The sequence below is a fragment of the Sphingomonas sp. 35-24ZXX genome (assembly GCF_000786215.1).
Taxonomy (GTDB): Bacteria; Pseudomonadota; Alphaproteobacteria; order Sphingomonadales; family Sphingomonadaceae; genus Blastomonas.
The window spans coordinates 659,946-673,927 of the sequence record NZ_JROG01000003.1; the positions used below are offsets into that span (position 1 = coordinate 659,946).

The 13,982-nt window shown below is 62.5% G+C and carries 12 protein-coding genes; 4 read left to right on the top strand and 8 right to left on the bottom strand.

All coding sequences use genetic code 11. The features are described 5' to 3' along the window. Positions 1-35: 35 nt before the first annotated feature. From LI72_RS05860 to LI72_RS05880, 6 genes are all read right to left on the bottom strand, one after another. Positions 36-416, bottom strand: coding sequence for a hypothetical protein (locus tag LI72_RS05860; RefSeq protein ID WP_033924854.1), 381 nt, complete (start codon positions 414-416; stop codon positions 36-38). Beyond that, the gene (locus LI72_RS05865; RefSeq protein ID WP_033924855.1) at positions 413-610 is read right to left on the bottom strand and encodes a helix-turn-helix transcriptional regulator; all 198 of its coding nucleotides are present in this window, start codon (positions 608-610) and stop codon (positions 413-415) included. Before LI72_RS05865 ends, LI72_RS05860 begins: the two co-directional genes overlap by 4 nt. Before the next feature lie 63 nt (positions 611-673). After that, positions 674-1,231, bottom strand: a complete 558-nt coding sequence (locus tag LI72_RS05870; RefSeq protein ID WP_033924856.1) for a hypothetical protein — start codon at positions 1,229-1,231, stop codon at positions 674-676. Beyond that, a complete protein-coding gene (locus LI72_RS05875) occupies positions 1,228-2,472 on the bottom strand; it encodes a tyrosine-type recombinase/integrase (RefSeq protein ID WP_033924857.1) in 1,245 nt (414 codons plus the stop codon). The genes LI72_RS05870 and LI72_RS05875 overlap by 4 nt, the downstream gene beginning before the upstream one ends. A gap of 206 nt (positions 2,473-2,678) precedes the next feature. After that, on the bottom strand, positions 2,679-3,083 hold the full coding sequence (locus tag LI72_RS20710; protein ID WP_156139492.1) for a methyltransferase domain-containing protein: 405 nt from the start codon (positions 3,081-3,083) through the stop codon (positions 2,679-2,681). An 86-nt stretch (positions 3,084-3,169) separates the two neighbouring features. Further along, positions 3,170-4,240, bottom strand: coding sequence for a glycosyltransferase family 2 protein (locus tag LI72_RS05880; protein WP_081984664.1), 1,071 nt, complete (start codon positions 4,238-4,240; stop codon positions 3,170-3,172). Between the two features lie 371 nt (positions 4,241-4,611). On the opposite strand from LI72_RS05880, the gene LI72_RS05885 reads away from it, so the two are divergent. Beyond that, positions 4,612-5,076: a GtrA family protein gene (locus LI72_RS05885; protein ID WP_197051831.1), complete on the top strand. Its 465-nt coding sequence runs from the start codon at positions 4,612-4,614 to the stop codon at positions 5,074-5,076. A 23-nt stretch (positions 5,077-5,099) separates the two neighbouring features. Further along, entirely contained in the window at positions 5,100-6,635 is a 1,536-nt protein-coding gene (locus tag LI72_RS05890) for a hypothetical protein (RefSeq protein WP_033924859.1), read from the top strand. A 17-nt stretch (positions 6,636-6,652) separates the two neighbouring features. Here LI72_RS05890 and LI72_RS05895 read toward each other — a convergent pair whose 3' ends face one another. Both LI72_RS05895 and LI72_RS05900 read right to left on the bottom strand, forming a co-directional pair. Continuing rightward, the gene (locus tag LI72_RS05895) at positions 6,653-7,945 is read right to left on the bottom strand and encodes a glycoside hydrolase family 130 protein (RefSeq protein WP_052129537.1); all 1,293 of its coding nucleotides are present in this window, start codon (positions 7,943-7,945) and stop codon (positions 6,653-6,655) included. Then, positions 7,942-10,218, bottom strand: a complete 2,277-nt coding sequence (locus LI72_RS05900) for a glycosyltransferase family 4 protein (protein WP_081984751.1) — start codon at positions 10,216-10,218, stop codon at positions 7,942-7,944. The genes LI72_RS05895 and LI72_RS05900 overlap by 4 nt, the downstream gene beginning before the upstream one ends. 337 nt (positions 10,219-10,555) lie before the next feature. Between LI72_RS05900 and LI72_RS05905 the strand changes: the two genes are divergently transcribed. Further along, a complete protein-coding gene (locus LI72_RS05905; RefSeq protein WP_033924861.1) occupies positions 10,556-12,388 on the top strand; it encodes a DUF885 domain-containing protein in 1,833 nt (610 codons plus the stop codon). A gap of 150 nt (positions 12,389-12,538) precedes the next feature. Further along, positions 12,539-13,930 carry an MATE family efflux transporter gene (locus tag LI72_RS05910; protein WP_052129539.1) on the top strand — a complete coding sequence of 464 codons (1,392 nt, stop codon included), beginning with the start codon at positions 12,539-12,541 and terminating at the stop codon, positions 13,928-13,930. The last annotated feature ends 52 nt before the right edge of the window (positions 13,931-13,982 follow it).

Sequence of the window (13,982 nt, forward strand, 5' to 3'; positions counted from 1 at the left end):
CCGCTCACCATGCACTGTGACGCGGGCGCTCTTGTTTATTGGAAGGTGTCAGATGCTGGCTTGCGCATCGCCAGCGCGGCGGGCAGTCCCATGTGCTCGGCCAGCGCCACCCAAGCCGGGAAGAACTCCGGACACGTTTGGATGATTGCGGCGTGATGCCCCATGACGGCAACGGCTGTAGCGGTCGTATAGAGCGCCGGGTGCGGCGGCGTTTCCAAAATGACTGCCGCCCTGCATTGAGCGAGCGCATCGACTAGGCCGGGAAACTCTGGCGGTCCCTCGTTTGCAGCATCGATCCACATAAGCGTCGGGGCATCATCGAGCATGGCGATCAAGCCACCGGGCGCGCAGATGCGCAGCTCAACATTGCTGCTTTGCAGCGCCGCGAAGATCGGCGCAAAGGCTGCGTCGGTCATGGCTGCACCCCCGCGTCACGGGCGGCGATGCGCTGAGCAATCCAACCGTCAATGTCAGCGGCGGGCCAAGCAACGGCGCGCTCGCCAATCTTGACGGGCCGGGGAAACTCGCCTGTTTCGATTTCGGCATAGATGCGACTGCGGCTCTTGCCGGTGCGCGCGATAACATCGGGCAATCTGATAAGCTGTGTCATTGAACCATCCTTTCGTTATGGGATGGTCCAGCAACTTACGCATGTTTTTGGGCCTGTCGCCGCCTATAAAATAGCCTCTGAATTTCCCTTTTTAAGCACGCTCCCCAGCTCATGCCGGACGACAACATCTGGCCGGACTACGGCTTGCCCTGCGAACTTCACAGTCGCCGCGAAAAGCCGCACAAGGTTGCCAGTGCGGCTTGCATCAGCGGGCAAGCCAGCTTGATCGAGCGCCGCTTTGAGCCGCCGCACCAAAAAGCCATTAGGGGAAGCCGCACGGCCTTTCACTGGTTCAGGCATTGTCCGCAGGGCTACCGCTGCCCACCCGGCCAAGCTTCGGGCAGACGCCACCCGTTCGGCAATCGTCAACTCGCCGTGCTGAATCGTAGCAACGGTTAGCGCTTCCACCACGCCAATGGAAAGACTGCTAAGTGTATCGGCAAGGTCCATTGCCTGAGCCTCAAGCCTCGTCAACTCAGCGCGCGCATCAGCGTTGCTCTGTCGCGTGCTGGCAAGCAGCATCGTATAATGCCTTCCACACTCGACGAAAGGCGCAAGGTCGATGTCATTTGGCAGGATATCGTTGAATGCCTGCGCCAGATCAGCCGTGTTTCCAGTCATGCTGCACCACCAATCGATACCACGTTGCCCGCGTCGGCCTCGCCGTGCACGACCCTTCTCAGCTCGACGGCCCATGCATCAAGCGCCGTGCGCTTCTCTGCCGCCCAATCGTGCCGCTGGTAGACGCCAGCAATGCCGCCCTTTGACCCAGATACGTGATTCAGGACGGCTTCGGTCACCTCGAACCGGACACCCAGCCGCTGCAGGCCGGTTGCGACGGTCCGCCGGATATCGTGGAGCGTCCAGCGGTCGCCCCCTTCCCTGCATAGCGCCTTGTCGATCGCCGTGCGGTAGCGGTTCACTGCCTTAGAGATACCACTTGCGCTGTTGTCGGCATTGCCAGCGGCGGGAAAAACCCGGTCGCTGCCATCGGTGCGCGGGATCGCACTCAAGACCGCCAGCGCATCGCCGGATAGGGGCACAATATGCGCAGCGCCGTTCTTTGCGCGCGCCGCTGGGATCGTCCAGACGCCTGCATCAAGGTCGAACTCGGGCCATTCGGCTTCAAATACCTCGCTGCGCCGCTGGCCCGTCAATACAAGCAACTTGACCGCAGCGCCCCAAGGCAGCGGTTGCGCCTCAGCTTCAAGCCAGAGCGCGCGCAACTCGTCATCGGTTAGCACCCGGTCACGCGCTTTAGGCTTCGCGGGTCGGCCCGCGTCCCGACAGGGGTTGCTAGGCAACCGGTCGAGCCTAGGCATGGCCCAACTGTAGAACGCGCTCAGCTGCGCATGAACGGCGCGGCCCATGACGGGCGCAGTCTCAGCAATCTTATCGATGGCGGCGGAAACATCGGCGCGCGTCACGGCGTCGGCCATTCGGTCCCCTAAGGCGGGCAAGATGTATCGGTCAAAGATGCGCTCGACCTCGCCAATTGATCGCAAATCGGCTTTGCTTGCCTTGTATGCTGGCCACAGCGCGCGAATGGTGCCACCCGCTGCCCCGGTCCGCTTCTGTGAGGCAAGCGCGGTTGTCGGGTCCTTCCCGGCCTCAATATCGCTCAGGATCGTCCGGGCGTGCTTACGGGCTGCAGCGATACCAAACCGCTCTCCATAACGGCCAACTGTGATGTTGCGGACGCGGTCGCCAATCCGCTTGCGAATGATGAACGTGATCGATCCGCGCGGGGAGATGCGGGCGCGGAGTCCAGGCACCTGCGCATCGCTCAATTCAACCTGCCCGGTAACCGGTGGCTTCAAGCCCTTGAGCTTTGCATCTGTGAGGGTCGTTGCCGCTGCCATTTCGCCTGCCTTCCAAAAATCAGTGGGTCGCAAAATATGTTACCTTAGGTAACAAATCAAGCAAATACCGTGGGACGGCTTGGGAAGGCACAGGATATTTTATCGTTATCTTTCAATGATTACAGGACCGCTCGAAATCGCTTGGGACCTGCCATTTCTAACTTTTAATCAGTAGGTCGCTGGTTCGAACCCAGCAGGGCTCACCATCATGCAATTGCAATTTCAGATCCGTCGCGAAGGCGGGCCGTGCGCCGGCCAGATGGTTTGCGGTCAGTATGCGACACTGAGCGAGACCCTGCCGGACTAATTGAAGCGCCGGTTTCGCGCGAGCGCGCCGGCGGGGCATGCTCAAGCACGTCCGAACAGAACACCGCGTCCTTGTTTGTGCCATTGAAAGGCCGCGTCGCATCGCGGACATGGGCAGTCCCCTGCCCGCCGTCGATGACGTCCGGGTTAATGTCGATCGTGATGACATTTGTCCCGGTGCGCGACAAACTCCGGGTAGATGAACAGCACCCGACCTTGACCTTTAGACCTTGGCGCCCCGGCCCAATCCCGGCCAGCATCCCCTCCACCCAGGCCGGGCGAGCACTATGCAGGCTGCGCCGCATCGGGTTCGGATCCGCATGGAGATTGGCCCGAAAACGGATGTCGTGCTGGCGAGTTCACGTTCCTAACTGTGAGAAACCGGTTTGGCCTATCTGTGGGGGACGGGGTTGGTCATGGCGACTGATTCTACAGCGTCTAGGCCGATGCACTTGCGCACAACATAGATAGGCCGCTGCTTGGTTTCGGTGAGAATCCGTCCGACATATTCTCCCAGCACGCCCAACGAGATCAGCTGGATGCCACCGAGGAAAAGCACCGAAACCATGATCGACGCGTATCCTGGGACGCTTGCTCCTAAGATGACGGTCTTGATGGTGAGGAAAGCGGCAAAGCCTAGCGCGAACAGTGCGATGAGGGCACCAAGATAACTCCAGACGCGCAAAGGCACGGTCGATGCTGATGTGATCCCGTCGACCGCCAGCGTCCAGAGCTTCCAGTAGTTGAACTTGCTCTTGCCAACGACACGCTCAACACGATCATATTCGACCAGATCCTGCCGAAACCCGCTCCAGGCATACAGGCCCTTCATGAAGCGGTTGCGCTCGGGCAGCTTGCGGATGACTTCAACGACCTTGCGATCGAGCAGACGGAAGTCGCCGGCATGCTCGGGAATCTTGTCGCGGCTCAGGGCGTTGTGCGTGCGATAATACAGATCGGCGGTGACTCGTTTGAGCCGGGTATCGGTTTCGCGATTGCGGCGAACGCCATAGACGACCTCGGCACCGGCCTTCCACTTCGCCACCATGTCCACCAGAACTTCTGGCGGGTCCTGCAGGTCGACATCCATCGGGACGACCGCCTGGCCTGCGGCATAATCGAGCCCCGCCGAAAGCGCCGCCTCCTTGCCGAAATTGCGCGACAGCGATAGCGCGCGCACCCGCGGATCGCGCTCATGCAAGCCGCAGATCGCAACAAGCGTCGCATCGCTGCTGCCATCGTCGACGAAAAGGATCTCCCAATTGCCGTGCGGCGCCACCAGATCGAGAACCGCCGCCACACGCGCGACAAAGGGAGCGATCGACTCCTCCTCGTCCTTGACCGGCACGATAACCGAGATGAAGGGGACCTCGACCGCAGGTTGCACCAGACCCCACAAGGCCGGATGGCCGAGAACTGCCTCTCGGTCCGCAACAAATCTGTCGATGGGCTGGTAGGTCATACATCCCTTTCCTGCCAGAAAGCTTAAGCGTGGATGGTTAATGGAACGTATACGCCGGGCGTCATTTTAGCTCCGTCGCGCGTCCCCGGAACGCTTGACGATGGCCTTCGTGCTGGTCGTTCGATTCCTGGCTCCACGGTCACCCGACCGCATACAGAGGCAGCGCATTGCAGGGTTGGAACAAGCCCGACCAAGTAGTTAACCGGGCGTTTACCATTCCCGGCTAATCAGGCTTCGCGTTGCCGGAGGAACCTTTGCGTGCAAGTCGAAACCCTTCTTTCCGGAAAGTCTATACTTGCCGGTCAGGGAACCTCCTTGTTGCCCAAAGCGCCTGGCCCGTCGGCGGGAGAGCGGGCCGTGCGAGCAATTCCGTGCCGTTGAACGATCGTACTCGCCAGCCGGCAGATGCCAGCAGCCGGCCTGTCCAATCCTGGGGTTCGATCGTCAGACGGCAGATCTGGCAGCTGATCCCTTTTCTGGTCACTGGTATTGCCAACTCGATCGTCGGCTTTTCGGTTATCTTCTTCTGCCTGTTCATGGGGACTAGCGGCGTCACCGCCAATATCATTGGCTTTGCCTTTGGTCTGACCTGCTCGTTCCTGCTAAACCGGCATTATGTTTTCGGAGTGCGGGGAGCGATCGTGCCGATGGAGATCGCTCGGTTTCTTGCGGTCTTCGTCACCGCCTACGGGGTCAACATGGCCGTGCTGCTGCTTGCGCAGTCGGTGCTTGGCGAGGCCAGCCCGATCGCGCAGGTGATCGCCGTCGCGTCCTACACGCTCGTATTCTATCCGCTGTCCCGAATTTTCGTTTTCAGACGGGAAAATGCCGTATGATGCTCGCAGGGTCTGCCAACAGAATGGATCATGCGGTGGGCGGTGCCCGGATGATCGGGCTCGATACCCGCCTGGCCTTTTTGCTGCTATGCCTCACCGCCATCTCTCCCCTGCTGATCGTGGGGATGCCGCCACTGGTGGATATGTATGGCCATTACGGGCGCTATGTCCTGCAGACCGATCTGCAGAACCGGCCCGAACTTCAGCAATATTATTCCTACCAATGGCAATTGCTCGGCAATCTGGGGGCCGACCTGTTGGTGCACGCCCTGTACACAGTCCTAGGCCTTGAAACCGCGATCCGGGTGGTCGTTATCGCCACGCAGGCGATCGCGGCCGCTGCGATCCTGCTGCTGAGCAAGGAACTGCATGGCAGGGTGACGCCTTTTGCGGTTGCTGCCCTGCCGCTGATCTACGGAATGCCGTTCAACTACGGTTTCCTCAATTTCTCGCTCAGCATGGCGCTCGGCCTGCTGGCCTTCGTCATGTGGTTGCGCCTGCAGCGATCGGGCAACACCATTGCCTCGCAGATGTGGCTGGCGGTGGCCAGCGTGACGATCTGGGTGTGCCACACCTATGGCTGGGCTTTCCTCGGCCTGTTGTGCGGATCGTGCCTGCTTGCGCAGGCCTTCGCCGCCGGCAGCAGCCGCCTGGCTGTATTGAAGCGGGCCGTCATTGCATGCTGGCCGCTGCTGCTTCCCCTCGTGCCCATGGTCGCCTGGCGATCAGGGACCGGGGGGCTGGACCTGATGGGATGGTACATCGGCTACAAGGTGCAATGGCTGATTTCTGTTTTCCGCACCAGATGGGCCATTTTTGACATCCCGTCCTTGGTCTTCGTGGTCATGCTGATCTACTGGGCCATCCGCACCAAGCATGTCGAGATCGACCGGCGCATGGGCATTGCAGCGATCGTGTGCTTTGCAAGCTTCATGCTTGTGCCGATGAAGGTCTTTGGATCGCTGTTCGCCGATATGCGGCTGGTGCCCTACGTCATGATCACCGCCCTGCTAGGGATCTCTGTAAAAAGGCTGGATGCAAAGACGCTCCGGCTATTGAGCCTGTTGGCGGTCGCTTTCTTCGCCGCGCGGACGCTCGTGACGGGCGCTTCCTATATCGCGGGCGAAAAGTCGGTCGCGCAAGTTCTCCCGACCATCGAGTCCATCCCCAAAGGATCACGCGTAGCGTTCTTTTTGGTGACCCCGTGCAAAGGGACCTGGGAACTGCCGATGCTGGCCCATATGGGCGGGGTGGCGCTGGCCCGCCGCAGTGTCTTCGTCAACAGCATGTGGAAGGTGCCTGGTGCAAATCCGCTGGACGTCAACTATCCCGAGGCCTTTCCTTTCGAGCACGATCCTTCGCAATTCGTTCACGCGGCCTATTGCAAAAAGCCCCAGTATCCGAGGCTTTCGCGCGCCCTCGCCCGTCTCCCGCAGCATGCGTTCACCCATGTGTGGATCGTTGGTGAGGTGCCCGATCGCCTGAGCTTGCCGCAAGGCCTCGAACCGATCCCGCATGCTGGCAAGGGTGCATTGCTCGCAGTCAGAAGCGCGCGATAACGCCCCTCCCGCCAGGCTCAGACGGCGACCGTATCCATGGCCATGAGAATGTCTGCGATCGCCAGGAATGCAAAGCAGACCGAGCTGTCGGCGACGCCATAGGGCAGGAAGATGTCATCCCCGACGCGAATGGCGCCGCAGGTATAGACCACGTTCGGCACATAGCCTTCGCGGTCCTCGTCTGCCGCTGACAGGATCGGGTTGGGCGTGCGCCCCAGCACCTTGGACGGGTCGGCCTTGTCGAGCAGCATCGCGCCGATGGCGTATTTGCGCATCGCGCCCACGCCATGGGTCAGCACCAGCCAGCCCTCGTCCAGCTCGATCGGCGCGCCGCAATTGCCGATCTGCACCAGTTCCCAAGGGTAGCGCGGCTCCAGCAGCAGCTCGCCGCCTTCCCAATGGTCAAGGCTGTCGGACCGCAACAGATACAGGTTCTTGCCGTCCTGCCGTCCGATCATGCAGTAGCGACCATCGATCTTGCGCGGGAACAGCGCCATGCCCTTGTTGCGCCCTGCCCCGCCCTTGATCGGGGCCAGCGTGAAATCGCGAAAATCGTGGGTGCGCAGCAGTTCGGACCGGATGTCCCGGCCGCTATAGGCGGTGTATGTGCCGATCCATTCGATGTCGCCGTCCTCGCCCTCGAATTCAACGAGCCGCAAATCCTCCAGCCCGTTGCGCTGGGCCTCGGTGATCGGAAAGATCACTGTGCCGGACAGACTGCTGTCAGGCTGCCGGTGCAATGTGACCGAATCGTTGGTGATCGGGTCGGTGGCGGGGCCTGCCATTGCTGCTGTGGCAAAGGGCGGTTGCGGCACCAGGGTCATCCCGCGCTGCGCGGTGATGACGCCTTCGCGAAAGGCGATCGTCGAGATGTGGCCTTCACCCACCGCCCGGAACGACAGCACAATCCGGATACTGCCGGGCTCAAGCCCGCTCTGATCGGGATGGTGCACCACGCTCGGGTTCATCACCGCGGCGGCTGCATAGCTGTACTCGTGGCAGAAATAGGCCCCGATCAGCAATTCTGTCTCGCGGCGCAGCGGAGCCTCCAGCCCCAGCCGCGGTTCGATCTCGTCAAACCGGTCCTGAAAGACCTGTTCGATCTGGCGGTGACGATCGGCAAAATCGCGCAACACCACGGCCAGTTCGGCCCGGACGGTGCGGGCATCGAGCGCGATGATCTCGCGCGCGAGCCGCTGAACCCGCTCCAGATCGGGCCCTGAAGCCTGCCATGCAAGATGAAAGGGTCGCACAACGACGCGGGTGGGGTCGGCATGCAGCCGCAGCTCGTGCTGGGTCAATCTGGTCACCAGCGTTGCACGCCCACCTTGGCCATCAACGCCTGGAGGGCATAGAAGGCATGCTGATAGGCAAGCACCGACTCAGCGCCTTCGTTGAGGTTCAACCCGCGCGGGTTGATGCCGTCCCTGCTCGTTCCTGTCACCGGATCCCCCACTTCCACATTGCGGTCATTGTGACCATCGAACCAGTCATAGGCCCGCCGCGCATGGATCAGCCAATGCGGATCGCGCGTGACGTCCCAGGCGGCCGCAGCCGCATCGATCGCGGCCCAAATCTCCACCGGCTGCTGATCGAAGATCTTGGGCCGGACATAGCTCTGGCCGAAGCTGTTCGAGCCGACCGGACGAAAATGGCCCTGGGGTGCGGTCTGCAGCGCCATCACCCAGTCGAGTGTCTCCAGCCCGCAGGCGATGATCGCGTCATCGCCCAGATGGACGCCGACGCGCAGCATCGCCTCGGACAAACGGCAATTGTCATAGGCCAGCACGTCCTCGAACCAGTTCCATTCGGGCTTGGCGACGGCGGCATGCAGTGCCTTCAACCTGTCCGCGCCTTGGTGCATGATCCTGTTGGCAAGCGCATGATGCGGCTGAGACTCCGCCAGGCTCGCGGACCCCAGCATGGCAAAGGCGATGGCGCGTGGAGACTGGAAGCCCAGGGCAGACGGTGCGGTCTGGTCAAACAGTTCGGCTGCCCAGCGCCGCATCCCGGCGTCATGCGCATGCCGCGCGGTGATCCCGATCGCCCAGAGCGTGCGGCCACAGCTGTCCTCTGACCCGACATCTTCCAGCCAGTTGCGCCCGAAGCCCATGAAATTGCGGAATTCTCCGCTGTCCGGGTTCCAGGCATGCTGCACGAACGAAGCAAACACCGTGGTACGCTCTCCGCATTCGCGGCGCACCTGTCCGTCGAGGCGATGCATCAGCATCAGCGCGCGGGCATTGTCATCGACGCAATAGCCGTGGCGACGATCGGGGATGCCGTGAATGCTGTGCTGCAGAATGCCAGTGCTGTCGCACATCCGGACCAGGCCCTGAATGCCGATGCGTTCGGGCACGGAATCGGACGCTACCGGCAGCCGCGAAGCCTCGATCACCTCAAGCGTGCGCTCGGCAAAACGCGGCCAGATCATCTTGCGACCGCGTCCATAGACCCGTTTCTGCAGATCGCGCAAACCTTCGGGATCATCCAGCAGCAGCGCGATTTCGCGGCCCATAGCATCGCTGTCGCCAAAATCGACCAGCCTTCCGTGATCGTCCGCGAGCAGCTCTGCGGCATGGGCATAAGGGGTCGACACCACCGCCTTGCCCAGCGCCATGGCATAGGAGAGCGTGCCCGATGTCGATTGCTGCGCTCCGATATAGGGCGTCACGAAAATGTCGGCCGCCTCGATCAGGTCGAGCAGCTCATCGGTGTCGAGAAAAGCGTCGATCCAGCGTATATGACCCTCCACGCCCTCTTTGCGCGCCAATGCCTGCAACGATTCGCGATACGCCTCGCCTTCTTGCGCCACCAGATTGGGATGGGTCGCCCCTGCGATACAATAGACCGTATCGGGATGCCGCTCGACGATCTGCGGCAGCGCCGAAATCATCGCCTCGATGCCCTTGCCCGGCGACAGCAGCCCGAAGGTCAGGATGACCTTCTGCCCGACAAAGCCGAAGCGCTGCTTAAACCGCGCGCCGCGACCGAAGGGGCGATCAGGCACGCCGTGCGCGATCAGCGCGATCTGGTCTTCATCCGCGCCATAGATGCTGGTGAGCAGGGTGCGCGACAGATCGGACATGACGACCAGCTTGCTGGCACGCGCGATGAGCCGCGTCATCACCCGCATCTGTTCGGGATCGGGGCTGGCAAGGACGGTGTGCAGGGTGACGACCAGCGGCGCGGCCACATGGTCGAGCAGGCTGAGGATCATGTCACCAGCGGGGCCGCCAAAAAGGCCGAACTCGTGCTGCAGCCAGATCACATCCGCGCCGCTCGCTTCAATGCGCGCGGTAGCGTCGAGATAGGCTGCAGGATCGCTTTCGACGATCGTGTTGCAGACCCGGCCATCGAACGCGTTGGCGTCTGCTGCCGGGGCCATCGCATAGACATCAATCGCCATGTCGGGCACCAGCGCCTTGAGCGCCGCGTGCATATCGGTGGTGAAGGTGGCGATACCGCAGCGCCGGGGCAGAAAGCCGCCAATCAGTGCCAGCCGCGCAGGGCTGGACATCTCGGGCTGCGCGAAATGCTCCTGGCTGTCATCGGCAACCAGAGCGGGAAAAGTCTCGTACATCAGGGCGTCCTTCCGAAGTGATGCGACAGAACGGCCTGACCAGATGATGGCGGCATGGCGCTGATTCACCGGGCACAAGCTCCCCGGGCACGTTCGAAAGGACTACCCGCCGCACCTGCAATCGTTCCGCACCGTTCATCGCCCATGCGAATGCATCAGATGGCACGCGGCTGGGCCTCCGTCAGGGCGATTCCCGGGCGATGAGCATGCCAGCACCTTCGCCAATCCGTGCGCTGACCTCCGCCGCCTGGAGCGCCGCATTTCTGCCCATGCAAACAAAGGCTTCACCCTTTGCAATCACGCACTTATGGTCCGCGCCAAACCAAGGGGAATCATCATGAAGCCTGCCATTCGTATTGCCGTATCCGCGCTGGCCATCGCGCTCGCCTTTCCCGTCACCTCATCGCGCGCCGATGCTGCGCAGGCTGCCGCGACCGCATCGACCGAAGATGCCGCACTGACCGCATTTCTGGACGCCGAGTTCGAAGCCTGGGTCAAGATGCAGCCGCAGCTGGCGACACGGCTCGGTCGCAAGGACGGCGGCGACCAGTGGAACGACATCGGCGACGAAGCAGCCGCAGCGCAGCTCGCCTGGCGGCAGGACAGCGTCGCGCGGATGAAGGCGCGGTTCGATCGCGCGAAGCTCTCGCCAGAGGCCCAGGTCAATTATGACATCTGGGAGCTGGAGGCAGAGCGCGCCGCGCTATCGCAGGCCAACCGGCTCTATCGCCCGCCGTTCTATTCGCGGCTCTATTCGGCGCACAGCCAGCTGCCCGATTTCCTGATCAACACCCACAGCGTCGCTGATGCGACGGACCTGAAGAACTACATCGCCCGGCTGCGCGGCATTCCGGCGGTGCTGGATGTCGCGATCGAGCGCACCAGGGCCAGCGAGGCCGCCGGTATTCATCCGCCGAAGTTCCAGATCGAAACGATCATCTCGGGCAGCGAGAAGCTGACCAGCGGCGCGCCGTTCGGCGACGGTCCCGATGCGGCACTATGGGCCGACGTCAAGGCCAAAACCGAAGCGCTGGTGACCGCTGGCAAGCTGCCCCGCGCCGAAGCAGACGCCCTGCTGGCAGAGGCGCGCACCGCCATCGTCGCGTTGAAGCCTGCCTATGGCCGGGTCGTCGCCTGGGCGAAGGAAAGCCTGCCCAAGGCGCCCAGCGGCAAGGTGGGCGCGATCACCCTGCCCGAGGGCGCAGCCTATTATGCCAACGAGCTGAAGCTCAACACCACCACCGATTATACCGCTGAACAGATTCACAGCATCGGCCGGTCGGAGGTCGCGCGGATCGAAGCCGAACAGGATGCGCTCGCCAAAAAGGCGGGCTTTGCCGACCGCAGTGCCTATTATGCCGAGCGCGCCAAGCTGTTCCCGCCCAAGCCCTATGACGATGCGGCGCGCAAGGAATATCTCGATACCGCCAATGCCTTCGTCAAGCGCACCCGGACCTTGCTGGAGCCGTATTTCAACACGCTGCCCGCGTACGGCATCGAAGTGGTCCGCGAACCGGCCTTCTCCGAGGTCGCGGGTGGCGCTGCCCATGCCTCTGCTCCGAGCCCCGACGGCAAGCGTCCGGCGCGGACCTATGTCCATCTGGTCGGAACCGTGCCCGATCCGGCGGCGATGTATACGCTGATGTGCCACGAGGCCGTGCCGGGCCACAACATGCAGGGCGACATCCAGGTCCGGCAGAAGAGCGGACCGCAGTTCCGTGCAGTCACCGGCTATGTCGCCTTTGGCGAAGGCTGGGCGCTGTATGCGGAATCGCTGTGCAAGGAAATGGACGCCTTCCCCGATATCGCAGCCGACTTCATGCGTCTGGATGCCGAACTGTTCCGCGCCGCACGGCTGGTTGTCGATACCGGCATCCACGCGATGGGCTGGACCGAGGAAGAGGCGGTTACCTACATGAACCAGACCGGCCGCCAGCCGATCGAACGTTCGCGGTCCGAAATCCGCCGGTACATCACGCTGCCCGGCCAGGCGACCGGGTACAAGATGGGCATGCTCAAGATGGTCGAGCTGCGGCGCAAGGCCGAGGGCGCCATGGGCAGCAAGTTCGACATCAAGGGCTTCCATGACCTGCTGATCGCTTCGGGATCGCAGCCACTTTCGATCCTCGAACGGCGCGTCAATGAGTGGATCGCCAGGAACAAGGGCTGACGTAAGGGCCGGCAAAAGCGGGTTGCAGTCCGAAACCGGCTTTTTCTGGCCAGACTAAGCGCTATATGGACGGGGACAGGGCAGCACAGGTTGCTGCCCGCCCCGGACGGACACCGAACCATTTCTGAACCCACCACCGCCGCTGTCGAGATGACCCCCACCGATGCCGGTGCCGAAGATAGCGGCGGCATGCGCGTAGCCGCTGCGCCGCCGCGCCCGGGCCAGGGCAAGTTCCTCACCGGCAGCCTGATGCGGCATGTCGCGGTCATGACGCTGACGTCCAGCGTCGGATTGCTCGCGCTGTTCGTGGTCGATTTCGTCGATCTGTTCTTCATATCGCAGCTGGGCGATCCCGCGCTGACCGCCGGGATCGGCTTTGCCAGCACGTTGCTGTTCCTCAACTCGTCGCTCAATATCGGGCTGATGATCACGATCAGCGCGCTCGCTGCGCGGCGCATCGGCATGGGCCGCGGGGAAACGACGCGCGCCCTGCTGGGCGAGGTGCTGATGCTGGGCATCGCTCTTTCGGCCGTGATCGCGCTGCTGTTCTGGATCTTCGCGCCGCAGTGGGTGGAGATGATGGGCGCCAGCGGCACTGCAAAGGATGCCGCAGTCAGCTATATCCGCATTGTGGCGCCCTTCGGACCGGTCACGGTGACGGGCATGGTCTGCTCCGGCTTCCTGCGCGCCTATGGCGATGCACGCCGCGCGATGAACACCACGCTGGCGATGGCAGCGGGCAATGCGGTGTTCGACCCGTTGCTGATGTTCGGTCTGGGATGGGGCTTTGTCGGCGCCGCATGGGCCACCGTGATCTCGATCATCCTGATGGCCATCACCGGCATCGTCCCGATCCTGTCGCACTATGGCGGCTTTGCCATGCCCTCGCGCGCCAGCTTTGCCGAAAACCTGTTCGACATCCGCCGGATCATGGTGCCCGCAGTGCTCACCAATCTTGCCACGCCTGTCGGCGGCATCATCGCCTTCCGCCTGATCGCAGTCTATGGCGAGGCCTCGGTCGCCAGCTACGCGGTGATCGGCCGGATCATCCCGCTCGCCTTCTGCCTGCTGTTCTCCCTGTCGGGGTCGATCGGCCCGATCATCGGCCAGAACTATGGCGCTGGTCAGATCGACCGGGTGCGCGGCACGATCGACCGGGCGGTGCTGTTCGCGGCCGGCTTTACCCTGCTCATCTGGCCGTTGCTGATCCTGGGCAGCGATGCCATCGGCGCGATCTTCGATCTGCCGGTCGGCGGCATGGACCTGATCCATGCCTTTGCCTGGATCGTCGTGCCGCTGTTCTTCTTCAACGGCCTGCTGTTCATCTCCAACGCCAGCTTCAACAATCTCGATCGCGCCAACTGGTCGAGCCTGACCAACTGGGGCCGCAATACGCTGGGCGTTCTGCCCTTCGCGCTGGTCGGCAGCCAGATGGCGGGTGCCCCCGGCGTGCTGATCGGCCAGGCGATCGGCGGCGTGCTGTTCGGTCTCGGGGCCTATTGGCTGACCCGCTACAGGGTCAACCAGCTACAGACATTATAGGTTAACAGGTTTGGCGCGACCCGCAGATGCGGGTATTTAGACCCCCTTGTCT

Excerpts from the sequence above, each read along its gene's own strand:
- LI72_RS05865 (WP_033924855.1), bottom strand. The coding sequence starts at position 610 with ATGACACAGCTTATCAGATTGCCCGATGTTATCGCGCGCACCGGCAAG.
- LI72_RS05910 (WP_052129539.1), top strand. The coding sequence starts at position 12,539 with ATGACCCCCACCGATGCCGGTGCCGAAGATAGCGGCGGCATGCGCGTA.
- LI72_RS20710 (WP_156139492.1), bottom strand. The coding sequence starts at position 3,083 with ATGCGGCGCAGCCTGCATAGTGCTCGCCCGGCCTGGGTGGAGGGGATG.
- LI72_RS05870 (WP_033924856.1), bottom strand. The coding sequence starts at position 1,231 with ATGACTGGAAACACGGCTGATCTGGCGCAGGCATTCAACGATATCCTG.
- LI72_RS05900 (WP_081984751.1), bottom strand. The coding sequence starts at position 10,218 with ATGTACGAGACTTTTCCCGCTCTGGTTGCCGATGACAGCCAGGAGCAT.
- LI72_RS05875 (WP_033924857.1), bottom strand. The coding sequence starts at position 2,472 with ATGGCAGCGGCAACGACCCTCACAGATGCAAAGCTCAAGGGCTTGAAG.
- LI72_RS05880 (WP_081984664.1), bottom strand. The coding sequence starts at position 4,240 with ATGACCTACCAGCCCATCGACAGATTTGTTGCGGACCGAGAGGCAGTT.
- LI72_RS05890 (WP_033924859.1), top strand. The coding sequence starts at position 5,100 with ATGGATCATGCGGTGGGCGGTGCCCGGATGATCGGGCTCGATACCCGC.
- LI72_RS05860 (WP_033924854.1), bottom strand. The coding sequence starts at position 416 with ATGACCGACGCAGCCTTTGCGCCGATCTTCGCGGCGCTGCAAAGCAGC.
- LI72_RS05905 (WP_033924861.1), top strand. The coding sequence starts at position 10,556 with ATGAAGCCTGCCATTCGTATTGCCGTATCCGCGCTGGCCATCGCGCTC.